Annotated in this window: 18 protein-coding genes and 3 pseudogenes; 13 read left to right on the top strand and 8 right to left on the bottom strand. The window is 35.1% G+C overall.

Going from position 1 to position 23995, the window contains the following annotated elements; all coding sequences use genetic code 11:
- Window positions 1–81: 81 nt before the first annotated feature.
- The 5 genes and pseudogenes from ACPWTF_RS02530 to ACPWTF_RS02510 all read left to right on the top strand — a co-directional run bounded on the left by ACPWTF_RS02530 (window position 82) and on the right by ACPWTF_RS02510 (window position 5851).
- Entirely contained in the window at window positions 82–1356 is a 1275-nt protein-coding gene (locus ACPWTF_RS02530) for a TIM barrel protein (protein ID WP_427874266.1), read from the top strand.
- A 138-nt stretch (window positions 1357–1494) separates the two neighbouring features.
- Window positions 1495–2856, top strand: a complete 1362-nt coding sequence (locus tag ACPWTF_RS02525; RefSeq protein WP_427874265.1) for an FGGY-family carbohydrate kinase — start codon at window positions 1495–1497, stop codon at window positions 2854–2856.
- A gap of 96 nt (window positions 2857–2952) precedes the next feature.
- Window positions 2953–3692, top strand: a pseudogene (locus ACPWTF_RS02520) ((Fe-S)-binding protein).
- Window positions 3693–3871: 179 nt separating this feature from the next.
- A pseudogene (locus ACPWTF_RS02515) lies at window positions 3872–5271 on the top strand (lactate utilization protein B).
- A complete protein-coding gene (locus ACPWTF_RS02510; RefSeq protein ID WP_427874264.1) occupies window positions 5264–5851 on the top strand; it encodes a LutC/YkgG family protein in 588 nt (195 codons plus the stop codon). The pseudogene ACPWTF_RS02515 and the gene ACPWTF_RS02510 overlap by 8 nt, the downstream one beginning before the upstream one ends.
- 69 nt (window positions 5852–5920) lie before the next feature.
- On the opposite strand, the gene ACPWTF_RS02505 is transcribed toward ACPWTF_RS02510, so the two are convergent.
- The gene (locus ACPWTF_RS02505; protein WP_379799164.1) at window positions 5921–6253 is read right to left on the bottom strand and encodes a YegP family protein; all 333 of its coding nucleotides are present in this window, start codon (window positions 6251–6253) and stop codon (window positions 5921–5923) included.
- A 145-nt stretch (window positions 6254–6398) separates the two neighbouring features.
- Window positions 6399–7148 carry a DUF1349 domain-containing protein gene (locus tag ACPWTF_RS02500; RefSeq protein WP_427874263.1) on the bottom strand — a complete coding sequence of 250 codons (750 nt, stop codon included), beginning with the start codon at window positions 7146–7148 and terminating at the stop codon, window positions 6399–6401.
- A 134-nt stretch (window positions 7149–7282) separates the two neighbouring features.
- On the opposite strand from ACPWTF_RS02500, the gene ACPWTF_RS02495 reads away from it, so the two are divergent.
- From ACPWTF_RS02495 to ACPWTF_RS02480, 4 genes and pseudogenes are all read left to right on the top strand, one after another.
- Window positions 7283–8026 (top strand): helix-turn-helix transcriptional regulator, encoded by a 744-nt coding sequence (locus ACPWTF_RS02495; RefSeq protein WP_320493754.1) that lies wholly within the window; start codon window positions 7283–7285, stop codon window positions 8024–8026.
- 61 nt (window positions 8027–8087) lie between these two features.
- The gene (locus ACPWTF_RS02490) at window positions 8088–8558 is read left to right on the top strand and encodes a copper resistance protein NlpE (RefSeq protein WP_427874262.1); all 471 of its coding nucleotides are present in this window, start codon (window positions 8088–8090) and stop codon (window positions 8556–8558) included.
- Window positions 8559–8706: 148 nt separating this feature from the next.
- Window positions 8707–9830 (top strand): annotated as a pseudogene (locus ACPWTF_RS02485) (XdhC family protein).
- Window positions 9805–10422, top strand: coding sequence for a nucleotidyltransferase family protein (locus ACPWTF_RS02480; RefSeq protein ID WP_427874261.1), 618 nt, complete (start codon window positions 9805–9807; stop codon window positions 10420–10422). Before ACPWTF_RS02485 ends, ACPWTF_RS02480 begins: the two are co-directional and overlap by 26 nt.
- A gap of 392 nt (window positions 10423–10814) precedes the next feature.
- Here the strand turns inward: ACPWTF_RS02480 and ACPWTF_RS02475 are convergent, their stop codons facing one another.
- Window positions 10815–11966, bottom strand: a complete 1152-nt coding sequence (locus ACPWTF_RS02475; protein ID WP_427874260.1) for a cysteine desulfurase family protein — start codon at window positions 11964–11966, stop codon at window positions 10815–10817.
- Between the two features lie 338 nt (window positions 11967–12304).
- On the opposite strand from ACPWTF_RS02475, the gene ACPWTF_RS02470 reads away from it, so the two are divergent.
- Genes ACPWTF_RS02470 through ACPWTF_RS02455 form a run of 4 tightly spaced genes read left to right on the top strand, consistent with a single transcriptional unit; the run spans window position 12305 to window position 16133 of the window.
- On the top strand, window positions 12305–12943 hold the full coding sequence (locus ACPWTF_RS02470; RefSeq protein ID WP_427874259.1) for a 2Fe-2S iron-sulfur cluster-binding protein: 639 nt from the start codon (window positions 12305–12307) through the stop codon (window positions 12941–12943).
- The gene (locus tag ACPWTF_RS02465; protein WP_427874258.1) at window positions 12940–13500 is read left to right on the top strand and encodes an FAD binding domain-containing protein; all 561 of its coding nucleotides are present in this window, start codon (window positions 12940–12942) and stop codon (window positions 13498–13500) included. Before ACPWTF_RS02470 ends, ACPWTF_RS02465 begins: the two co-directional genes overlap by 4 nt.
- Complete coding sequence (locus ACPWTF_RS02460; RefSeq protein ID WP_427874257.1) at window positions 13475–13921, top strand: FAD binding domain-containing protein; 447 nt, start codon at window positions 13475–13477, stop codon at window positions 13919–13921. Before ACPWTF_RS02465 ends, ACPWTF_RS02460 begins: the two co-directional genes overlap by 26 nt.
- Window positions 13922–13928: 7 nt before the next feature.
- Window positions 13929–16133: a xanthine dehydrogenase family protein molybdopterin-binding subunit gene (locus tag ACPWTF_RS02455; RefSeq protein WP_427874256.1), complete on the top strand. Its 2205-nt coding sequence runs from the start codon at window positions 13929–13931 to the stop codon at window positions 16131–16133.
- Between the two features lie 185 nt (window positions 16134–16318).
- Here ACPWTF_RS02455 and ACPWTF_RS02450 read toward each other — a convergent pair whose 3' ends face one another.
- The 5 genes from ACPWTF_RS02450 to ACPWTF_RS02430 all read right to left on the bottom strand — a co-directional run bounded on the left by ACPWTF_RS02450 (window position 16319) and on the right by ACPWTF_RS02430 (window position 23974).
- A complete protein-coding gene (locus ACPWTF_RS02450; protein ID WP_427874255.1) occupies window positions 16319–17293 on the bottom strand; it encodes an integrase core domain-containing protein in 975 nt (324 codons plus the stop codon).
- 188 nt (window positions 17294–17481) lie between these two features.
- Window positions 17482–18045, bottom strand: coding sequence for a DUF2911 domain-containing protein (locus tag ACPWTF_RS02445; RefSeq protein WP_427874254.1), 564 nt, complete (start codon window positions 18043–18045; stop codon window positions 17482–17484).
- A 232-nt stretch (window positions 18046–18277) separates the two neighbouring features.
- Window positions 18278–20077: a glycoside hydrolase family 2 protein gene (locus tag ACPWTF_RS02440; RefSeq protein ID WP_427874253.1), complete on the bottom strand. Its 1800-nt coding sequence runs from the start codon at window positions 20075–20077 to the stop codon at window positions 18278–18280.
- Window positions 20078–20296: 219 nt separating this feature from the next.
- A complete protein-coding gene (locus ACPWTF_RS02435) occupies window positions 20297–22711 on the bottom strand; it encodes a glycoside hydrolase family 2 protein (protein ID WP_427874252.1) in 2415 nt (804 codons plus the stop codon).
- Between the two features lie 72 nt (window positions 22712–22783).
- The gene (locus tag ACPWTF_RS02430; RefSeq protein ID WP_427874251.1) at window positions 22784–23974 is read right to left on the bottom strand and encodes a glycoside hydrolase family 88 protein; all 1191 of its coding nucleotides are present in this window, start codon (window positions 23972–23974) and stop codon (window positions 22784–22786) included.
- Between the last annotated feature and the right edge of the window lie 21 nt (window positions 23975–23995).

The following is a 23995-nucleotide window of genomic DNA, read 5'->3' as shown; positions in this document are numbered from 1 at the left end:
CTTAACAAAAAAGTGAAGTAAAACAGGAGTTCACAGCTTATAAAGTTATATCTTGTAAACTCTATTAAAATATCAATAACTATGTTAATCGGATCAAACCACATCGAATCTCATAACGAAGATTTAATCAAAAAACACCAGAATAAATTAGTTTTTACAGCCTCAGAAATTAATGGTACAGAGGCAATTATTCAAAAATTAATCGATTTTCAAATTGCAATTCCATCTTGGGCTTTAGGAACAGGAGGAACAAGATTTGGACGTTTCGCTGGAGGAGGAGAACCTCGTTCTTTAGAAGAAAAAATTGAAGATGTTGGTTTGCTTCACAAATTAAACAATGCTTCAGGAGCCATTTCACTTCATATTCCGTGGGATATCCCGACTGATTATAAAGCAATCAGAACACTTGCCAATCAGCACGGGTTAAAATTCGATGCTATGAACTCGAATACTTTTCAAGATCAAGCAAGCTCTGAGCACACTTACAAATACGGTTCTTTACAAAATGTAAACAAAGCGGTTCGCAAACAAGCAATTGCTCATAATATTGAAGTTATTAAACACGGAATCGAATTAGGTTCTGAGTCTTTAACCATTTGGTTAGCTGACGGTTCTAACTTTCCAGGACAGTTGAACTTCAGAAAAGCATATCAAAATACTTTAGAAAGTTTAGAGGAAATCTACGATGCATTGCCTTCAAACTGGAAATTATTTTTAGAATACAAATGTGCTGAGCCTAACTTTTATTCTACGACTGTAGCAGATTGGGGGCAGTCTTATTCGTATGTTAAAAAGTTAGGCGACAAAGCGCAGACTTTAGTCGATTTAGGGCACCATCTTCCAAACGCTAATATTGAGCAGATTGTTTCTTTATTATTGATGGAAAACAAATTAGGAGGTTTCCACTTTAATGATTCAAAATACGGTGATGATGATTTAACAGCTGGAGCTTTAAAACCATATCAATTATTCTTGATTTTCAATGAATTGGTTGAGGGAATGGATGCCAGAGGAATGAATCACGCCAAAGATTTAGGTTGGATGATTGACGCTTCTCATAACATCAAAGATCCATTAGAAGATTTACTGCAGTCTGTTGAGGCAATTATGATTGCTTACGCACAAGCACTTTCTGTAGATAGAAAAGCATTGGAACAAGCGCAAGAAGAAAATGATGTGGTCAAAGCACAAGAAATTCTTCAAAATGCTTTCCGTACAGATGTTCGCGCATTAGTTGCCGAAGCGCGTCTTCGTTCTGGAGCGGCTTTAAATCCTGTAGCATTATACCGTTCGATTCAAGTAAGACAAAATCTTATTGAAGAAAGAGGTTTAAAAACAATGGCCACTGGGTTGTAGTTATAAGTTATGAATTATGAGTTATAAGTCGAGTCTTTTTGTGTTTTGTACTAAAAACATAAAAAGACTTAGCTTAAACATAAAAAATCATAATTCAAGAACTCATAACTTATAACTCATAACTCATAATTAGAATAAATGAATGTAGTTGCGATTTTTGATATTGGTAAAACAAACAAAAAGGTTTTTTTATTTAACGAAAATTATAAAATTGTCTGGGAGAAATCGGTTAATCTGGAGGAAACCAAAGACGAAGACGGATTTCCGTGTGAAGATATCGAAGTACTTAAAAATTGGATTTTAGATCGATTATCTGAAATAAAAGAGCTTAAAGATTATGTTTTAAAAGCCATCAATTTTAGCACTTACGGAGCAAGTTTTGTTTATATAGACGAAAACGGAAAAGTTTTAACTCCTCTGTATAATTATTTAAAAGATTATCCAGAAGAATTAAAATCTCATTTCTATGAAAAATACAAAGGAGAAAAAAAGTTTGCTGTAAAAACAGCTTCTCCTGTTTTGGGCAGTTTAAATTCGGGAATGCAGATTTACCGATTGAAAGAAGAAAAACCCGAAATTTTTGAAAAAGTAAAATACTGCTTGCACTTGCCGCAGTTTTTAAGTTTTCTTTTAACGAATGAAGCCTACGCTGATATTACCAGTATTGGCTGTCACACCAATTTGTGGAATTTCAAAAAAATGAAATATCATAAATGGTTGAAAGAAGAAGGTATTTCAGATAAAATACCACCAATTCATTTTGGAAAAGATGTCATTATGACTCGCGATAATCTGGCAATTGGAGTTGGTCTTCACGATAGTTCATCGGCCATTATTCCGTATACAATCAATTTTACAGAACCTTTTGTATTGTTGTCTACAGGAACTTGGAGTATTTCTTTGAATCCTTTCAATAATAAACCTTTGACTTTTGACGAATCGCAAAACGATTGTCTGTGTTATATGCAGTACACAGAGAAACCTGTAAAAGCGGCTCGTTTATTTGCAGGAAACGAACACGAAGTGCAAACCAAGCGTTTGGCGCAGCATTTTAATGTTCCAGTTGATACTTACAAAGAAGTTTATTTTGACAAGAAAATCGTAGCCAATTTAAGAGCGCTTAATTATCAAATTTTTTATCCAAAAAAATACAATTTTGATATCTTGAAAGAATGCCCTTTTCAAAAAAGAGATCTTTCACATTATAAAAATTACGAAACAGCCTATCACCAATTAGTGCTGGATTTGGTAGAACAGCAGGTTTTTTCTACCAATTTGGTCATTCATAACAGTCCTGTAAAAAAGATTTTTGTAGATGGCGGTTTCAGTAAAAATTCCATTTATATGAATTTATTGGCAGAAGCTTTTCCAGATATTGAAGTCTATGCTGCTTCGATGGCGCAGGCGAGTGCTTTGGGTGCAGCTTTGGCTATTCACGATAATTGGAATCCGAAACCAATTCAGAACGATTTAATTGACTTGAAATTCTATAAACATTAGGTAAAAACGATCTGTATGTTGTAAATTTGCTGAGAAACGTATTTTTTACATTTTTACAGTACACGCCAAAATGAACAACACACTAAATACTACAACATGAAAATTGGACTTTTTATACCTTGTTATGTCGACCAATTTTATCCTAAAGTAGGAATCGCAACCTACGAATTACTACAAAAATTAGGTTGTGACGTCGAATTTCCGATGGGGCAAACTTGCTGCGGACAGCCAATGGCTAATAGCGGTTATGCGCATTTAACGAAAGGATGCGACGCCAATTTTATTGCCAATTTTTCTGGATTTGATTACATAGTTTGTCCTTCTGGAAGTTGTGTTTTGCATGTAAAAGACCATTTGCATGACGAAAAAAAGAAGAGAAGGCAACAGCAATTCGAAATACAGTTTACGAACTTACGGAGTTTATAACCGACGTTTTAAAAATTGACCACATTGACGGTAGATTTCCTTTTAAAGTGGGAATGCACGTAAGCTGTCACGGTCAGCGCGGATTAAAGCTTTCGCAAATGTCTGAATTAAACGCACCATTTTTCTCTAAGCCTGAACAATTATTACACAATATTGAAGGGCTTGATTTGGTGGCTTTAACGAGAAAAGATGAATGCTGTGGTTTTGGAGGAACGTTCTGCGTTACCGAAGAAGCAGTTTCTGTAAAAATGGGGCAAGATCGTATTAAAGATCACGAAAGTCATGATGTGGATTATATTACGGGTGGAGATATGTCTTGCTTAATGCATTTGGACGGAATTCTAAAAAGACAAAAAAGCAGAATCAAAACCATTCACATTGCTGAAATATTAAATTCACTCGAAAACTAATTTTTTTTCTACCATTAAGATATTAAGTAAATTAAGTTTAGTGTTAAATATTTATTGGTAAAAAAATAAGAGATTTAAGTAAGCTTAATTTTCTTTTCACCGTTAAGAAATTAAGTTCATAAAGTTTAGCTTAATTTACTTAATGCCTTAATGGTAAAACAACTTTTAACCGACAAAAGATGTCATCAGAAAAAATAATACCGCACAGCGAATCCGCAGCAAAATTTAATAAAGACGTAGAGCGTGTCAATTGGCATGATGAAACGCTATGGTTTGTGCGTGCTAAAAGAGATAAATCAGCACATCAAATTGAGGATTGGGAACTGTTACGTGAAACCGCTTCTCAAATTAAATTTAATGTGCTTTCTAATATTCATGATTATTTAGTTGAATTTGAAGCGAATGCGCAACGAAACGGAATAATTGTACATTGGGCAGCTGATGCCAAAGAGCACAACGAAATTGTGCATTCTATCATGGCTAAACACGATGTAAAGCAAATGGTGAAATCCAAATCGATGCTTACAGAAGAATGCCATTTAAATGATTATTTAGCCGAAAAAGGAATTGAAGTTATTGATTCTGATTTAGGTGAATATATCGTGCAGCTTCGTAAAGAACCACCGAGTCATATTGTACTTCCGGCGATTCACTTAAAAAAGGAAGATGTAAGCGAAACTTTCCACGAACATTTAGGTACAGAGAAAGGAAATTTCAATCCGCAATATTTGACAGAATCTGCTCGCCATAGTTTAAGAAATACTTTCTTGACTAGAAAAGTAGCTTTAACAGGAGTCAATTTTGCGGTTGCGGAAACAGGGGAATTTGTGGTTTGTACCAATGAAGGAAATGCCGATATGGGCGCGCACTTAGCAGACGTTCATATCGCTTGTATGGGATTCGAAAAACTGATTCCGAAAAGAGAACATTTAGGTGTTTTCTTAAGATTATTGGCAAGAAGCGCAACTGGACAGCCTATTACCACTTTTTCAAGTCATTTTAAGAAACCAAGAGACGGAAAAGAAATGCATATCGTAATTGTAGACAACGGAAGAAGCACACAATTAGGAAGAGAAGATTTTAGAAATTCATTGAAATGTATTCGCTGTGGCGCTTGTATGAACACTTGTCCAGTTTACAGACGAAGCGGGGGACATAGTTACCATAATGCGGTTGCAGGCCAATTGGTTCTATTTTGGCCCCAAATTTAGATATGAGCAAAAATGCCGATTTGCCTTTTGCAAGTACGCTTTGCGGTTCTTGTACCAACGTTTGTCCGGTGAAAATTGATATTCACGATCAATTATACAAATGGCGTCAGGTTTTGGTAAAAGAGGGGCATACACCAACTGCCAAAACGGTTGCAATGAAAACGATGGCGACGGTATTGGCGAATCCAACAGTTTTTAATATTGCTGGAAAATCGGGAAGATTTGTAATGAAGAACGTTCCAGGAATGGTCAATAATAAAATGAATAAATGGTACGATCAGCGCGAAATGCCAGATGTTCCAGAAGAATCTTTTAGAGAATGGTACAAGAAAAAGTCGAAAGAATCTAAAAATAAAAAGAATGAGTAGTAAAGGCGAAATTTTAAAAAGAATAAAACTGAATCAGCCTAATGAGGTTGCAGAACTGCCTGATCTAAATCTTTTAGGTTCTGAACAATTTGATGTATTAGAAACCTACAAAACAGTTTTAAAAGGAATTGGAGGCGATCCTGTAGAAGTTGCTGATTATAATGAAATTATCAATTACATTAAATCCAATTACAATCTGGAGAAACGATTAATTACAACACTTCCAGAACTTTCTGAAATTGCTTCTTTAGATTGGAAAACAGTAGATCCGCATTCGCTTCAAGATGTTGAATTAACGGTTGTAAGAGCACATTTTGGAGTTGCAGAAAACAGCGGACTTTGGGTAACTGATGCTATTTTAGGACAGCGAGTTGCACCTTTTATCGCGCAGTATTTAGCGATTATTGTTCATAAAAAAGATCTTGTGCCAACGATGCAGCAAGCGTATCAGAGAATTGGAAACATGGAATATGGTTTTGGAACTTTCATCGCAGGTCCGTCAAAAACAGCCGATATTGAGCAGTCTTTGGTTCTTGGTGCACATGGAGCAAGAGGGTTGATTGTATTTTTATTGGATTAATAAACCACATATTTATAAAGAAAAAGCGAGGAATGTTCCTCGCTTTTTTATTTCTAAAACAGTTTTTAATTAAGCTGTCTGATCATCAATTGTTGCATCTGGAGCATTTTTCTTTACAGATTCGATTCCATTTTCTCTTGCAGATACGCTTTCGTACATTTCGCTAGAACCAATGATTTGTCCGTTTCCTGCTTTTAAATTAAAATAAGGTTTTCCGCTTTTAGATTCTAATCTATCATAACGATCATCGTCTGGGGCATTTTTTTTAACAGATTCAATACCATTGTTGCAGGCCGCTTTTGTAGTATAGCCTTCACTTGTTAAAATAGTTTGGCCATTACCAGCTTTTAGATTGAACTGGAACTCTCCATTAGCTCTAGTAGTGATTACAAATTTTCCCATGTAGTTTATTATTAAAGTTAGGTAATATTTATTTTGCTATAGATAAAAATACAAAACTTAGTAATATAAATCATACGTCAATTTGAAAAAATAATTATGTTAACAATAACAATTTGTTTTTGTTCAATAACTTAAAAGATCAAGATTAGATTCCTAAGCGAAAATCAGAAACACTTTTTTCTTCCAGATTAATTTCTTCAAAAATACTTTGTGTTCCTTTGTCTACTGGGCATTGTGTGCTAATTCCCATCCAGATTTTTTTAGGATAATTGTTTTTGTATAAACGAACCATTTGCCAATTCTTTTTATCTAACGAATAATAACTGGCAACTGTTTTTGTGTCAGAAGAAATTTTCATGTAAACAAAAGGCTGTTTTACAATATCGTGATTGTTATCATCAGAAGTTCCCATGGTACGAACCGTTACAATTCTGTGATTGCCTCTTTCGTCCTGTTCAAAACAAAATTTCTGATAAAAGCTATCATTCACATAAATATATAAAACTCCAGCATTGTACAATCCTTTTTCTGTAAACTCAGGCGTAACTTTCGCGGTAAGCGTAAAAGGTTTCGTATTGTCTACTTCAGATAAAAGCATTGGCGCTGTCGTGTTCGACAATTTCCCGTCTGGATCAGAAAAATAATCTGATTTTTCGCCAGCTTTAAAAATGACTTTTTCATTAGCTTCAGTTTTTATTAGTGTATCAGCACCGTTAACTGCTTTTGTAAAATGTATTGAAGATAATTTAATATCGCAATGAGAACCATTTACAAATGCAGAATCTGTTTTTGTTTCTTCTTTCATGGCTGTTTTTGCAGTTTCGTTTTTAGTATTGCAGCTCGTTAAAGCAGAAAGACCAAGGAGGATAATGGCGTGGTAAAAAAATGTTTTCATAGATTATTTTTTTGGGATAGAAAGTGATATTTTTAGTTTTCCAAAAATAGAATGGCTTCAATAAAGAGGCAATACCTAAAATTAACCAATTATACTTTCCAATGCCTCAAAATTCTTCAATAGAAAACCAATTAATGACTACGTTTTTAGAACAAAAATTTGAAATTGGAGAATCAAATGATATCGAAATGTACAAACAATTTGTTATCAATTATGTCAAAATAGAACAATGTGTAGCCGTTTTATCCGATTATCAATCCGACAAAAGTTATATTTATGCTGGAAGTTTCGGCTCTATTTTCGGACTTCCAGATGAAAATGCTGTAATTGATTCTGCTTTTGAAGAATGTATTTTTACTAAAATCAATTCAGACGATTTGGTTGAGCGTCACGTTTTAGAACTCAATTTTTATCAGTTTTTAAAAGAAATTCCAAAAGAAGAATATAGTAATTACAGTACTTTAAGTCGTCTGAGAATGAAAGATTCTAACGATAAAATTACGTATATAAATCACCGTACAATTTATTTGAACACATTTAATAACGGAAGTATTTCTCTTGCATTGTGTTTATATCTGCCATCAACAGATTTGCAGCCTCGAACTGGAATTGACGGAAAAATTTTTAATATTCAAACAGGCGAGGTAATCGAACCAGAAAAGTATAAAAACAATACAGAAAATATACTTTCAAAAAGAGAAATAGAAGTTTTGACGAGTGTAGCAAAAGGAAATAAAAGCGAACAAATTGCGACAGAAATGCATATTTCGGTTTACACTGTAAGACGCCACAGACAAAATATTATTGAAAAATTAAAAGTAACCAATACCGCCGAGGCCGTACAGACTGCTATTATTATGGGAGTGATATCGCTGTAGATTTTAAGTTTAAAATTGATACACAAGTAAGAATATTCCTTATATTTGAAGAAAAATTATTATGAGAAAAATAATTATTCTTGCTTTTGCATCGGCTCTTATAGCATCTTGTAATTCTAAAAATAGTAAAGATGAAAATAATGCTGTTTTGACAGATACTATAGCTAGTAATGAAAAAAACGAACCAGATGATACTATTTCTGTTTATGAAGGAACGCTGCCATGTGCAGATTGTGAAGGAATAGAAACTGTTCTAAAAATTGATATTGCAGATAATACATTTCAATTATCTAGTACATACAAAGGGAAACAGCCTGAAAAAGACTTCAAAGAAAAAGGCAATATCAATACCGAAAGAGGTTTAGAGAAAGATCCTGATGGAACAATCTATATTTTAAATTGGGACAAGCCAGAAAAAGATCAGGTTTATTACGGTTATTACAGTAAAAATCCTGAAAAACTATATCTGCTAGACCGAAACAAAAAAATAATAAAGTCAAATCTGAATTATTTTTTAGAATTAAATGAATAAAATAACATAGGCAGTTTAAAAAGGACTTTTCAAAAAAAGAATATTACAAACTTAAATGACTTGCAGTGTTTAAGTTTGTAATATTTTTTTACTTTTAGGCAAATAAACAATGTCATCAATATTAAGTTTCTGTTGATGAAGAGTACCTATGAAAGAAATCAACGAAATTCTTAAAGCCTATTCGCAAGCAAAATCCGAAGGAAAAAAAACAGCTCTAGCAACGGTCGTTAAAGTTGAAGGTTCGTCATATCGACAACCTGGCGCTCGCATGCTGGTTACAGAAGATGGAGAATTGACCGGCGCAATAAGTGGCGGTTGTTTAGAAGGCGATGCGTTACGAAAAGCACTTCTTTCAATCCATCAAAAACAAAATAAATTAGTTACTTACAATACAAATAACGAAGATGATGCAGAAGTGGGTTTACAGCTCGGATGCAACGGAATCGTTCATATTCTTTTTGAATATATTGATGAAGAGATTTCGAATAATCCAATTCAGCTTTTGCAGCAATTGGAACTAGAAAGAAAAGAAGCTGTAATTGTAACCGTTTTTTCTTTGAAAAGAAATGCTTTTCAGATTGGAACAACTTTGTTTTTTAGAAAAGACAGTCCTGTTTTAAATCATAATAACGAAGTTTTAAATTTAATTTCGGATGTAAAAGAAGTGCTGAAAACTAAAACTTCTGTAGTGAAAAAACTTCAGGAAGAAAATGACAACGAAGCTTTAATCGAATACATAAAACCTTCTATTTCGCTTGTAATTGCTGGCGCAGGAAACGATATTCAGCCTTTAGTAAAAATGGCTTCAATTTTAGGCTGGAAAATTACTATTGGCGAAGGACGCGCAACACATGCAACTAAAAAACGGTTTCCTAAAGCCGATCAAGTTTCGGTGGTAAAACCAGAACAATTTTTAGAGAATATTGTTATTGACAATCAGACCTATTTTGCTTTAATGACGCACAATTACAAATATGATTTAGCTGTTTTAAAAGCGCTGTTAAAAACCGATTTCCATTATATCGGAATTTTGGTCCGAAGTCAAAATTCAACCGAATGCTGGACGATCTTTCTATCGAAGGAATTACAGTAAGCGAAGAGCAGATGAAAAGAATTCATACTCCAATTGGGCTCGATATTGGCGCAGAAACATCAGAAGAAATTGCTTTGTCGATTGTTTCGGAAATTAAAGCCGTTGCATCTGAACGTATAGGAACGTCGCTGAAATATAAAGAAGGCAAAATTCATGATGAAATTCATTATGGAGAATAGATATCAAAATAAAACAGGCATTATTATTTTGGCCGCTGGTAATTCTTCCAGATTAGGCAGACCCAAACAATTGCTGGAATATAAAGAATCTACTTTGCTGAAAAATACCGTTTCAGAAGCTTTAAAGGTTGGAAATTCGTTTGTAATAGTAGTGACGGGTTCAAACCATGATTTAATCGAAAAAGAGCTTAATTTGCCTGAAATCACATTTGCATTTAATTCGGAATGGGAAAACGGAATGTCTTCTTCAATTGTAAAAGGAATTAGTGAATTATTGCTTTTAAATCCAAAATGCGAAAAATGCATTTTAGCAGTTTGCGACCAGCCTTTTGTGACGCATACTGTTTTTGAAAATTTAATTACTGAAGCCAATAAAACTAAAAAAGGAATTGCAGCTTCCGCTTATTCTGAAACTTTAGGAACTCCGGTTTTATTTCACAAAAAATACTTTCACGAACTTCTGGAGTTAAAAGGGCAGGAAGGCGCTAAAAAACTCATTAAAAAATATACTGAAGATGTAGTTTCTGTTTTTTTCGAAAAAGGGAATATTGATATTGATACCGAGGAGGATTATTTTAAGTTGATTTCTTGAAGAAAGGGACAAAGGTTCAAAGTTGCAGAGTGACAAAGTTTTTTTACACGGCTTTTCTAGATCCAGTTTGTCATCCTGAAGAAAGGGACAAAGGGACAAAGTTGCAGAGTGACAAAGTTTTTTTACACGGCTTTTCTAGATCCAGTTTGTCATCCTGACGAAGGAAGGATCACACACGGGAGTCGACAAAGATTATTCATGAAATTTAATTTGAATTGCGTCCAGCTTCAGCTGGATGAAAAAAGACAGCTTATAGAAAAGGCTTTAGCCAAACTAAGTCTTGTTTGGCTAAAGTCTTCAATTCTATTTAAATATCATACCTCCAGTTAAAACCGGAGGCAATTCATAAAATCTTTGCGTCTCTGCGACTTTACGAGATTAAAAAATAAAACTTAGCGCCTTAGCGTCTTCGTGGCAAACTGCCTAGCGAGACTCAAAACACGCTCAATAGCAATATCAATTTCCTCAGAAGTAGTAAATCTTCCCAAACTAAAACGAATCGAACTCAAAGCCTCTTCATCAGACAAGCCCATTGCTTTTAAAACGTGAGAAGGCTTAGAAGTAACTGCAGAGCAAGAAGCGCCATTCGAAACAGAAATATTTCCCAAAGCCAGAATCAACTGTTCTGAATTCACGCCTGGGAAACAAATATTAGAAGTATTGTAAATTCGGTTTTCTGTATTTCCATTTACAAAAGAACCTTCAAATTGCAACAAACCTTTTTCAAGTTTGTCTCGTAATAGAGAAATTCTATTTTGATCTTTTTCTAATTCATTTACAGCAATTTCCGATGCTTTTCCTAAACCTATAATTCCGGGAACATTTAGCGTTCCGCTTCGTAATTTTCTTTGTTGTCCGCCTCCAAGAATTTGAGGAGATAACTTTATTTTGGCTTTCGCCGAAACATACAAAGCACCAACGCCTTTCGGACCGTAAAATTTATGTGCGGATAAAGTCGAAAGATCAATTCCGAGTTTTTTTACATCAACAGGAATTTTTCCAACCGCCTGCGTAGCATCGCACATAAAAAGCACATTTTTAGCTTTCAATATTTTAGAAATTGCACTGATGTTTTGTATGACACCAGTTTCGTTATTAGAAAACATTCCTATGAAAACCAGTGTTTTATCTGTAATTATTTCGTCTAAAAATTGAAGGCTTATAAGTCCGTCAGAATGAGTTGGAAGATAAGTTACTTCAAAACCAATGCTTTCCATAAAGTGACAGGTTTCCAGAACCGCTTTATGTTCGGTCTGAATGGTAACGATATGTTTTCGGTCTTGATCGGCTAAACCTTTAATTGCGAGATTAATTGCCTCAGTCGCGCCCGAAGTAAATATGATTTCTTCTGCATCGGCATTTATTAAATCTGTTGTTTGCCATGCTGCGTTTTCAATAGCTTCTTTTATCGTTAATCCCGCCAAATGCGTTCCTGTTGAATTCGCATACAAATCAGTAAAATACGGAAGCATTGCATTCACAACACGCTCATCAACACGGGTCGTGGCATTATTATCAAGATAAATGATTTCTTGTTGTGGCATAGCTTGGGCTTAATATGGTAAAAATACAATTTTATAATCTCGCAAAGTCGCAGAGACGCAAAGTTTAATGCAAAAAATGACCATATAAGTGATGTAAGAATTTTAAGTTTTCTCTTAATTGAACTTATAATACTTATATGTTTTAAAAAACTTTGCGTCTCTGTGACTTTGCGAGATTTCTTCTTTTTGAGCCTTTGCGCACTTTGCGTTAGAAAAAAACAAAATTGTAATTATTCTAAATAAGAGTAATGTTTGAATTTTATAATTTTTTCTTACATAAGATCGCTAAATTTGTTAGAATGACAAAAGCGAATTTGCTAATTTAACAAATAGATTGAATGGCTTCTAAAAAAACAAATCAGAATAAAGTAACACCCGAAGATTCCAATTCGCGTCGTGACTTTATAAAGAAATCAGGACTTTTTACCGCCCTTGCCCTGACGCCGCCTTCGTTGGTTATGGCTACAGAAAAGAAATGGGATGAAAAAATAGCGGAATATTTAGAAACAGTACCGCTTTCTATTGAAGTAAATGGCACAAAACACAATCTGAATATTGAGCCAAGAACTACGTTATTGGATTTGCTTCGCGAACAGTTACAGCTTACTGGAACCAAAAAAGGATGTGACCACGGACAATGTGGCGCGTGTACGGTGCATGTAAATGGAACTAGAATTTTGTCGTGTCTGTCTTTGGCAACGATGCAGCAAAACGCACAGGTAACTACGATTGAAGGACTTTCGAAAGTAAAAAAACTGCATCCAATGCAGGAAGCTTTTATCAAGCATGATGGTTTTCAGTGCGGCTATTGCACTCCAGGACAAATCATGTCGGGAATTGCTTGTATCAAAGAAGGACATGCCAATAGTAGAGAAGAAATCAGTGAATATATGAGTGGTAATATCTGTAGATGCGGTGCTTATCATAATATCGTTGACGCCATAACGGAAGTGAAGGAAGGAGGAAAGGAGATATGAAAAACTTTCAGATAATTAAAGCTTTGTCATCTTCTTCGGCAATTACAGGAAAAGCAAAAGATGATTCTTCTATGTTTATTGCGGGAGGAACCAATCTGGTGGATTTGATGAAGAAGAATATCGTCGCTCCAGATAAATTAGTAGACATTAACGGATTAGACTTAAAGAAAATAGAATTTTTAAAAGGAAAAGTTTCGATTGGTGCATTGGCAAAAAACAGTCAGGTTGCCGAAGATGTTTCTATTAAAGAAAAATATCCTTTATTAGCGTTAGCATTAGCTGCTGGAGCTTCTCAGCAAATTCGTCACATGGCGACAGTTGGAGGTAATATGCTGCAGAAAACGAGATGTTCTTATTATTACAATACCGATATGCCTTGCAACAAACGTGTTCCAAAAAGCGGATGCGGTGCGATTGGCGGTTCTAACCGAATGGCGGCTGTTTTTGGAACTTCGGATAGTTGTATTGCCGTTCACCCAAGTGATATGTGTGTGGCTTTGGCGGCGCTCGATGCAACAGTTTTGGTAGATCGTGCCAAAAGGAAAACGAGAAATTAAGTTTACTGATTTTCATAAACTTCCTGGGAATACACCAGAAAAAGACAATACACTTGACAGCAGAGAATTGATTACTGCTGTTGAAATTCCAGATAATAATTTCACTAAAAATGTGCATTATCTTAAAGTTCGTGACAGGACGAGTTATGCTTTTGCATTAGTGTCTGTTGCTGTGGCTTTAGATATAAAAAATAATACCATAAATGATGTCAGATTGGCTATGGGAGGTGTGGCACATAAACCATGGCGATTGACTGAAACAGAAAAATTCCTGAAAGGAAAAACAGTTTCTGAAGATCTATTTAAACAAGCAGGCCATTTGTCTATGAAAGGTGGAAAAGGATTCGGGGATAATAATTTTAAAATAACGCTTGGAGAGAATGCAGTAGCAGAAGCACTTACAATAGCAGCATCAAAATAATTAAATTATGAGCAAGACAAGTAATATTAATAGAGTTGACGGATTTGCTAAAGTAACGGGTTCAGCAACTTATTCGGCAGAATATAAAACAGCAGGCGTTGTTTATGCCTGTTTGGTAGGAAGTACGATTGCGAAAGGAAGAATTAAAACCATTGATACTAAAAAAGCGGAATGGGCGCCAGGAGTTTTGGCGGTGATTACGCATTTAAATGTGGATAAACCTTCTGGCTACGAAAAAGCAAAAGACAAGCATAATTTTGGTCAGCCCTTGCAGATTTTTAAGGATGATTCGGTTTTGTATTACGATCAGCCGATTGCTTTGGTAATTGCGGATACTTTTGAACGTATGCGATATGCAGCGAGTTTAATTAAAGCGGATTATTTTAAAGAGGAACATTCGACAGAACTTAAAAAAGCGGCTGAAAAAGAAAAGAAAGTCGAAACCGATAAAGGAAATGATTATCATCGCGGAGAACATGATGGTTATAAAAATGCTGAGGTTGTTCTAGAAACCGAATATACGATTCCAACCGAGGTGCATAACCCGATGGAGTTGGCGAATATCATAGCCAAATGGGAAGGAAATAAACCCATTTTATATACCAAAAGTCAAGGTGTCGAGGGAACGCGTAGAAGTGTTGCCGGAGTTTTTGGAGTGCCTGTCGAAGATGTTGAAGTTCATGCTGAATATCTTGGCGGTGCATTCGGAATGGGATTGCATACTTGGCCGTATGAAATAGCGGCTTTAATTGGAGCTAAAAAACTAAATCGTCCAGTTAAATTAGTACTGCATCGCGAACAGATGTTTACCAATGTTGGTTTCAGACCTTACACGATTCAGAAAATGGGGCTTGGGGCAACTAAAGATGGAAAACTGACTGGATTAACGCATGAAGCGGTTGCAATGACTTCAAGCTATGAGGATTTTATGGAAGGTACCGTAAATATGTCCCGATTTATTTATGATTGTGCCAATGTTTCAACACGTTACAGAATTGTGCCTTTGGATACGTGCACGCCAATCTGGATGCGTGGGCCGGGCGAGGCGACAGGTTCTTTTGCCTTAGAAAGTGCAATGGATGAAATGGCTTATAAATTAAACTTAGATCCGATTGAATTTCGCAAGCTGAATTATGCCGAAAAAGATCAGGAACAAAATAAACCGTGGAGTAGTAAATTTCTTTTAGAATGTTACGAAGGCGGAATGGAACGTATTGGCTGGAAAAACCGTAAAAATGAACCGGGTTCTGTTAAAGAAGGAAACTGGCTAGTGGGTTACGGAATGGGAACTGGAACTTTCGGCTGTTATCGAAGCCCAACTTCTGTAAAGGCAAAATTTTTGGCTAATGGAGATTTGGTATTGCAATGCAGTGTAAATGATATGGGACCCGGAACGGCAACTATGATGACTGCTATTGGAGCTGAAGTAATTGGTTTGCCAGCTGAAAATGTGGTTATAGAAATGGGAAAAAGCGGATTGCCAAAAGGCCTAACGCAAGGTGGTTCGGCAACGACTTCGTCTGTTGGTTCGGCGGTTCATGATGCTTGTAATTTATTGCTGAATAAAATAATTGAATTGGGAAGTAAAAATTCTGCTTTAAAAGGAATCGCTCTAACAGATTTAACTTTTGAAAATGGTGCAGTTTCTTCTAAAAAAGACAAATCTAAATCGGTTACATTAGCGGCGCTCTTAAGTAGTAATAAATTGGAAGATTTTGAAGTAGAAAATCTTTCTAAAGCCGCGGAAGAAGCGAAGAAATATTCCATTTATTCGTTTTCGGTTCATTTTGTAAAAGTATTAGTGAATCCGAATTTGGGTAAAATAAGATTGGCTCATGTGGTTTCTTGTGCTGATATTGGAACCGTAATCAGCCAAAAAACTTCTGCAGGGCAAATGTTTGGTGGAGCAGTAGGAGGAATCGGAATGGGATTAATGGAAGCTTTAGAAATTGATCATCGTTTTGGTCGCCCAATCAATAATAATTTCGCTGATTATCATGTTCCTGTAAACGCAGATATTGAAAAACAAGAAGTTTTCTTCGTCAATAAAAAAGACCCAATAAGTAATCCAATGGGAACAAAAGGTCTGGGAGAAACAGCTTTAGTAGGAATGGCACCTGCAATTGCAAACGCGGTTTTCAATGCAACCGGAAAACGTGTTAGAGATTTACCAATTACATTAGATAAAATTATAGAAACCGCAAAGGTTTAAGCATAAAAAAACAATTACAATAATCCCTTTGAGAATAAGAACTTAAAGGGATTTTTTTTGTGAAATAACCTCATTTTTGTCATTTCGACGAAGGAGAAATCTTCGCGAGAAACTCGACAAAGAATGGATTATTACTGCGGAGCTACTTACGGAGATTTCTCCTTCGTCGAAATTGTAAAAGTTACTTATTTCGGTAACGTATTTATCATTTCAATTGGCTTTTTTCCATCAATTCCCTGATGTGGTCTTTCATGATTGTAATAATATAAATATTGCAGCAGTTCCTCTTTTAGTTCTTCTTGAGAATCAAAGTCAGTATCTCGTAATAAATCCTCTTCCAGAGTTCTCCAAAATCGCTCTACTTTACCATTTGTCTGCGGACGGTAAGGTCTGGTGTATCTGTGTACGATCCCAAGTTCCATAAGCATTCTTTCAAAAGGATGCTGATTTTTTACCTTGCTTGTTTTAATTCCAAATTCAGCTCCATTGTCAGATAATAACTCTTCAAATTTTATTTCATAATGGCTGCTTAGAATATTTAAGCATTTTAATGAAGCAAACATTACGGTTAAACTGGTTATATCGGGAACCAATTCTGCCCAGGCAATCCGGCTGTAATCATCAATTACACAGACTAAATACAGTTTTTTGTTTTCTCCGCGAATTATGCTTTTACTTAAGTAATGGCAATCAATATGACCCAGCTGTCCCATTCTTTCTTTGATTATTTTCTGATGATTCTTTTTAATCTTCGGAGTTAATCTATTTATTTTATGCCGTTTTAAAATATTATAAACTCCAGAATATGATGGTGTATGTTTTCCTAATTTGGGATTTAAGATACTAACAATTTCATATTTGTTGTTTCCTTTTTCTCTTAATTCAACTACTTTTTGCTCTATAAAAGGCAAAGGGCGCCTGGTTTTATATTTTGGACCTCGCTTTTGAGGCAATAAATCTACAGCCTTACCACTTTGCTTATAGCGGTTATAATACTTTAAAAAACTTTTTCGGCAGGTATCATTTGCTGTGTAAAAATCCATTGCTTTTTTATGCACTGGATGAGTCTTGTTTTTTACCTGCTCGTATTCTCTTATTAAAAAACGATATTTCTCTAAATAGTTTCTCTCTAATGTCGAATCCTGACTGTTATTTCTCATCGCAACAAAATTTATTAAAGTTAAATTTTGTTACCGAATTATCTAACCTTTACAGAAATGACAAGATTGCGTGATAAAGCTTTGAGATCTTGCATAAATCTTAATGTCTTTTGAAATTAAACAAAAAAAGTCGCAAAGCTTAAGAAAACTTTGCGACTTTGTGCCTTCGTGGCATATATCATTAAAACTTATTTAATCGTAATTGGTAATTCAACAGTTGTTTTATCCCATCCAATAACAAGATTTGTTACATTACCTTGAGTTGTAAATGCAATAGATAAAGCTTCAATCGTTTCGCTTACAGATTTAACAGGAACAGAAACTCTTACAACGTCTTTGCTTTCATCATAAGCATAACCACCCCATAAATCCAATTCTTTATTGATAATGATCGTCCATTTATCTTTTTCTGGAATAGCAAATAAACTGTAATATCCTGCAGGAACTTTTTTACCGCCAATAGTTACATCTTTGTAGAATTTAATCTCTGTATTTTCATTAGCACCAACTCTCCAGATTTCTCCAAACTTTACAACATCGCCAAAAATAGTTCTTCCTTTTGCGGAAGGTCTTGCGTAAGTAACTTTGATAACCGGATTTGGATTATCTGTTTTTTTAAATTTAACCGCCTTGTTTGGGAAATAAGAAATATCAACAGGGCTGTTGTCTAATGGAGCAAATTTCACCACTTCTTGTGCCTGAACTGTAAAGGCAGCAAACAATGTAACTGCCAGTAAATAAATTTTTTTCATAGGATTACAATTTTTAGAATAACTACAAAGTAAGTTAATAATGAAGAAAAATCATATAATTTACAGTTTGTTTTTTGTTAATGAATTGGTAACAGTTTTGATAAAACAATTCTATTTCCGATCCTATTTTCCGTAGAGGCGCACTGCAGTGCGTCTACACAGCGGCATTTACAATACGTTAGACGCACTGGAGTGCGTCTTCTACAGATAAACGTTCTGCTAGAATAATTTTTTAATATTCCTTTTTCTTTTTTGCATACCAATCCTGCATAATATAAAACGCTTTTTTCTTTTCACCATCATTTGAAATTAAGCCTTTACGATTGTAACCGTCCTGAATACCTGGAAGCAATCTTTTCGGAGATCTAAAATCAACCAAAATCCACGGACTTGTCCCGCTTAAGTGAGGAATTTTTTCAATCATTTTTAGATTCTGAATGTATAAATATTCCTGATATTCCTCTGTCCAACGTTCGTTTTTCTCTCCATGAAAGCCCGCTTTTGCATCACCTCCAAATTCAGAAACGAAAACAGGTTTGTTGTATGGTGTAGTCCAGAATGTTTTTTCAGCATTTTCTAAGTTACCGCCATACCAGCCTAAATATTGATTGAAAGCAATAATGTCAAGCGATTTGCCAATTTCGTCGTCAATCTTTCCGTTATGCGTTAATAAAGCGGCGCTAATTAACCTTGTATTATCCAATGATTTTGTATGATTGACCAAATTCGTGATAAAAGTATTTCGAGCGTCAGAAACTGGAGTTTCATTTGCCATAGACCAAATCACAATACTCGCTCTGTTTTTATCTCTTGTAATAGCAGCCGTTAATTGATCTTGGGCATTTTGATACGTATTTTTATTAGTAAATTCAACAGTCCAGTAAACCGGAATTTCTTCCCAAACCATTAATCCCATTTTATCAGCTTCTCTAACCATGTTTTCGTTATGCGGATAATGCGCCAAACGAACATAATTACAACCCAATTCTTTTGCCGAATTTAGTAAACGCAGCGCATCTTCTTCAGAATTAGCACGTCCGCCTTTTGCATTTTCTTCGTGAATAGAGATTCCTCTTAAAAAGACTGCTTTTCCGTTTAATAAGATTTTATCACCTTGCGTTTCAATTGTTCTGAAACCAATTTTGTCATTTAATTTTTTTCCGTTAAAGTCAATGGTAACATCATATAATTTCGGACTTTCTGGCGACCAGTAAGAGATCTTTTTCGCTGGAATTTCGAAGTTTAAAACTCCATTACTATCCGCTTTTCCTTTAAAATTGATTTTCAATTCAGGAATAGAAATTGAAATCTGATTTTTTGATGCATTCAAATTATTGATTTTGATAAAACCTGAAATCACATTTGCATTACCTTTTTTAAGCTGAATGTTGTAATCTTCCACAAATGAAGATTCCTCTTCAATTAAAATTACATCGCGCGTGATGCCGCCATAATTCCACCAATCTGTATTCACAGTCGGAACATCTTCTTTATGGCGTGTATTATCCACTTTTATAACCAAATAATTGTCTTTTGGCTGAACAATCGAAGTCACTTCGTAGTTAAACGGAGTAAAACCGCCTTCGTGAGTTCCTAGTTTCTTTCCGTTTAAATAAACATCAGCTTTATAGTTGATAGCGCCCAAATATAAAAACAGACGTTTGTTGGCTGCTAAATTATAATCGAAAGACTTTTTAAACCATACATTTCCTTCATAATATTTCAGTTCTGTAACCTGCGAATTCCAATCGCCAGGAATCGTAATTGTTGGCGATTTATCAAAATCATATTCTACCAATTCCTGTTTGTTTTGAGCATGGTAATTCGTAAAAAAGGCTCCTTTTGCTGGTTTTTCCTGTTTATCGTATTGGTCAAGGTGAAAGCTGTAAAAGCCAGTTTGGTAAGGATCGATAATGTAATTCCATGTTCCATTTAGCGAAGTGGTATTTCGGTTTTGAACATTGGAAATTAGATTTTGTGCAAATCCCAAAACAGAAAAGGTTAGGAGTAATGCGGTTAATAGTTTTTTCATTTTTGGTATTAATTTGTATTTGTTTGTTTTTGCCACGGAGATTTTTATTTATAGCCACAGATTATAAGGATGAAAATGATTTTATTTCACGCAGATTTTAAAAGATTTCAGCAGATAAACACAGATATTTATAATAATAAAATCTGCTATAATCTGCCAAATCTGCGTGAAATGAAAAAAAACTTTGCGCCTTTGCGCCTTAGTGGCTAGAAAATCTTTTTACTCAACTGGAATCTTCAAATATTCCCCTTTAAAACTCTGGTTCAACGCCGTCATTTCAATCGCATTGGCAGAACCATCAGGAATAACTTCGATAGAAGCCTTTCCGTTTGCCATTTTTATAGATTCGCTGCCTGTTGGAGTTCCTTGGTTTTTTAATGTTTTTCCGCCTTTTAGACATTGAAAATAGACACTCGCTTCATAATCCAAACAGCGTAAATTATTATTATCAATTGCAATTGCCGTAACCAGATAATTGCCGTTTTTTAATTTTTCTGATGATAATTGCAGCGAAGAAGCCGTATCATTTTTATTGAAACGATAATTGACTTTTATGGTATCAGAAACTGTTTTCCCATCTTTATTTTTACCAATGGCAATTAGGACATTTTCTCCTTTTTTAAAATTGACATCCCAAGTTAAACCATTTGCAGGATAAAGGGAAAGATTACGCTGTTTTTCTCCCAAAGATTTACCATCATGAAATAGCGTTACTTTTTCGCAATTGCTGAAAACGCTGATTGTTCTTGGCGTATTTTCTGGACCTTGACGTTCTGTCCAAGTATGCGATTCGATGTAAGCGAAAGGTGCTACCGCCCAATAACTTTTAAAAACATAATACGCATCTTTCGGAATTCCGTTTCGATCCGTAAGACCTTTTTGGTTCATATACGGAATATCATCTTCCGGACGTAGCGGCGTTGCAAAATCCTTAAATGCCCACTGAATATTTCCCACAAACGTTGGATCATTGTCGGATATATGCAAATGCCAGTCAAACAAATCAACTATATAGTTTTCGCTCCAATCACCAATTTGAGCAATGTTAGCGACTTTAGTCTGTACAATCGCTTCTTCCCAACCTTCAGCTTTTATTACATTTTCGCCAGTAACAGGATTTTCACTGTGACGCCCAACATGACTGTCTCCACCATATTCGGCATGAATAAAATGCTTGTATTCTTTTTTATAAACATCTATTGCTTTTTGGTAGCTTTTGTAACTTCCTGAATACCAGCCCGACCAAATAGAAGGAGAGAACACGTCTACAATATGTGAACCTTCATAATATTTTCTAATAGCCGTTTTTCTTGTCGGATCAAGTTTATGAGCAATATCATTCAATTCATTTAAAAACACATTGGTTTTATCTGCGTTATCTCCGTCAGGAAAATCAGGAAGCCAGTTGATTTCGTTTCCTAAAGACCAAATTATAATACTCGGATGGTTGTAATTTTGATTGATAATTTCCTCAAGCATATTTTTCGTATTCGTTTTCCAAACTTCATTTCCAATTCCGCCACGGCACCAAGGCAATTCATCCCAAACTAAAAGACCTAGTTCGTCACAAGCTTTGTAAATCTCAGGATCTTGCGGATAATGTGCTAAACGAACAAAATTAGCGCCCATTTCCTTAATCGATTTCATATCTGCCCAATGCTGTTCGTTGCTCATAGCAGCGCCAACTCCAGCTTGTTCTTCATGACGATGTGTACCGCGAATTAACAAACGTTTTCCGTTAAGGTAAAAATGGCCATGATCTTTAAACTCAAACCATCTAAAACCTACTTTTTCGGAAACGCTATCTCTAATTTGATTTTTTTCTGATAAAACAGCGGTTAATGCATATAAATTTGGTTTTTCAGTATCCCAAAGTTCAGGGTTTTTGATGTTTTCGAAAGTAATTGTCGAAGTTTTATCTGAAACCAAAACGGTTTTACTTGCCACTTTTTTCCCTTTCGGAGTTTTAAGTGTTACGGTTAACGATAAATCTTTTGAATTCTCAGGGTTTACAAAAGTAGAAACAATTTGCACCGAAGCTTTTTTGGCAGAAACCTGAGGAGTTGTAATTTTGATATTTTCGATATGATTTTTGTATTTCGAAACTAGCCACACATCGCGCGTGATTCCTCCGTAAATAAAGAAATCACTTTTTTGAGACGGAATAATTTCAATATCATAACTATTATCCACACGAACAAAAATATCGTTGTTTCCTTCTTTAATAAAGTTGGTAATGTCTATTGAAAAGCCAATATAACCGCCAATATGCGAACCAGCTTCTTTGCCGTTTACATATACTTTTGTGGTTACATTTGAACCTTCAAAGTATAATGAATAAACACGGTTTTTATCGATTTGCTCAATATTTAATTTCTTCTGATACCAACTGGCATCGCGTCTGTAACCAGGGTATAAATCGGTTGCATCTTCGGCGTTCCAAGTATGAGGTAAGTTTAAAGAAGTCCAGTTGGAAGCTTTTTGCGCTTCGTTTAGTTTTTGAGTGTCATTTTCTAAATAAAGCCAATTGTCATTGATGTTCATCTTTGTCTGAGCAAAACTGCTGCTCAGACAAATTTGAAACAAAACAAAAAGCGCAAAAATTGAAAATGTATTGTGTTGATATTTCTTCATGTGTGTTTAGGTTCAGAGGTTCAAAGGCTCAAAGATTTCAAGGTTCAGTAGTACAAAGGCAGAAAAGCTTTGCTACTTTGTTACTTTGCCACTTTTTCTTAATAGAGCTTCCAAAAAATAATAATCGGCGTAGATTATAGGTTCGTCAATTTCATCGTGTTTTGGCCAGTTTCCTGTACTGTGGTCAAAAAGAAAAGGTGCTTTAATTTTAGTATCTAAAATATAGTTATCCGTTTGTACCGAAGCCATCAGTTTATCGGCGAAAGCCAGATAACTGTCATTTTTGGTATAACCATGCAATTCATATAAAGCAGATGCCATCACCATTGCAGCCGAAACATCGCGTGCTGAATTTGGTATACTAGGATCTTTAAAATCCCAATACGGAATTCCGTCTTTTGGAAGGTTTTTATTTGTCATAAAAAACTTCGCAGTTGCTTCTGCTTGTTTTAGATAAGCAGGATCTTTTGTATATCTATACGACATAGTAAATCCGTAAACTGCCCATCCTTGGCCGCGTGCCCAAACCGAATCGTCATTGTAACCTTGAAGTGTGGTTTTCTTTCTAACCTCGCCCGTATTTGGGTTATAATCGATAACGTGATAACATGAATTGTCTTCTCTAAACTGATTTTTCAAAGTTGTATTGGCGTGTTTAATCGCAACATCGCGGTATTTTGGATTTCCAGATATTTTGGATGCTTCAAAAAGCAATTCCAGATTCATCATATTGTCGATGATAACTGGATAATCCCAAATTTCTTTGTTGAAATCCCAAGAACGGATAGAACCCACTTTTGGATTAAACCTTGTGCATAAAGTTTCAGCACCTTTAACAATTACCGCTTCGTATTCTTTCTTGTTTTCCACTTTCAGCGCTTCTCCAAAACTGCAAAACACTTTAAAACCTACGTCATGCGAATTACTATTGACACTTTCTTTTTTGCTGAAAGGAGTCCATTTTTGAGCTTGTTCTTTATATTTTGAATCGCCTGTTAATCGGTATAATTGCCAAAGATTTCCAGCAAAAAAGCCGCTTGTCCAATCTCTCGACGGCACTTTGCGAATCTCAAGAGTTTTTATATTCATACTTCTCGGCATAGACATCGAATCGACTGGATAATCGAGTAACATTTTATAACGCGTTTCTAGTTTTTCTGTCGCTGCTGAGATAGTTTTTGTTTGAGTATTAATTCCGGATTTGCACGCTGTTACCAGCGATGCAAACCCAAGAATTAAAGAAATGAAACTGACATTCTTCATATTAAAATAATATATATATAT

The sequence above is a fragment of the Flavobacterium sp. MMS24-S5 genome, from assembly GCF_050320125.1.
GTDB lineage: Bacteria > Bacteroidota > Bacteroidia > Flavobacteriales > Flavobacteriaceae > Flavobacterium > Flavobacterium tyrosinilyticum.
This window is presented reverse-complemented; position numbering and strand designations above follow the sequence as displayed.

Coding starts and splice junctions, on each gene's coding strand:
- ACPWTF_RS02530 (WP_427874266.1), top strand. CDS start 82: ATGTTAATCGGATCAAACCACATCGAATCTCATAACGAAGATTTAATC.
- ACPWTF_RS02525 (WP_427874265.1), top strand. CDS start 1,495: ATGAATGTAGTTGCGATTTTTGATATTGGTAAAACAAACAAAAAGGTT.
- ACPWTF_RS02510 (WP_427874264.1), top strand. CDS start 5,264: ATGAGTAGTAAAGGCGAAATTTTAAAAAGAATAAAACTGAATCAGCCT.
- ACPWTF_RS02505 (WP_379799164.1), bottom strand. CDS start 6,253: ATGGGAAAATTTGTAATCACTACTAGAGCTAATGGAGAGTTCCAGTTC.
- ACPWTF_RS02500 (WP_427874263.1), bottom strand. CDS start 7,148: ATGAAAACATTTTTTTACCACGCCATTATCCTCCTTGGTCTTTCTGCT.
- ACPWTF_RS02495 (WP_320493754.1), top strand. CDS start 7,283: ATGACTACGTTTTTAGAACAAAAATTTGAAATTGGAGAATCAAATGAT.
- ACPWTF_RS02490 (WP_427874262.1), top strand. CDS start 8,088: ATGAGAAAAATAATTATTCTTGCTTTTGCATCGGCTCTTATAGCATCT.
- ACPWTF_RS02480 (WP_427874261.1), top strand. CDS start 9,805: ATGATGAAATTCATTATGGAGAATAGATATCAAAATAAAACAGGCATT.
- ACPWTF_RS02475 (WP_427874260.1), bottom strand. CDS start 11,966: ATGCCACAACAAGAAATCATTTATCTTGATAATAATGCCACGACCCGT.
- ACPWTF_RS02470 (WP_427874259.1), top strand. CDS start 12,305: ATGGCTTCTAAAAAAACAAATCAGAATAAAGTAACACCCGAAGATTCC.
- ACPWTF_RS02465 (WP_427874258.1), top strand. CDS start 12,940: ATGAAAAACTTTCAGATAATTAAAGCTTTGTCATCTTCTTCGGCAATT.
- ACPWTF_RS02455 (WP_427874256.1), top strand. CDS start 13,929: ATGAGCAAGACAAGTAATATTAATAGAGTTGACGGATTTGCTAAAGTA.
- ACPWTF_RS02450 (WP_427874255.1), bottom strand. CDS start 17,293: ATGAGAAATAACAGTCAGGATTCGACATTAGAGAGAAACTATTTAGAG.
- ACPWTF_RS02445 (WP_427874254.1), bottom strand. CDS start 18,045: ATGAAAAAAATTTATTTACTGGCAGTTACATTGTTTGCTGCCTTTACA.
- ACPWTF_RS02440 (WP_427874253.1), bottom strand. CDS start 20,077: ATGAAAAAACTATTAACCGCATTACTCCTAACCTTTTCTGTTTTGGGA.
- ACPWTF_RS02435 (WP_427874252.1), bottom strand. CDS start 22,711: ATGAAGAAATATCAACACAATACATTTTCAATTTTTGCGCTTTTTGTT.
- ACPWTF_RS02430 (WP_427874251.1), bottom strand. CDS start 23,974: ATGAAGAATGTCAGTTTCATTTCTTTAATTCTTGGGTTTGCATCGCTG.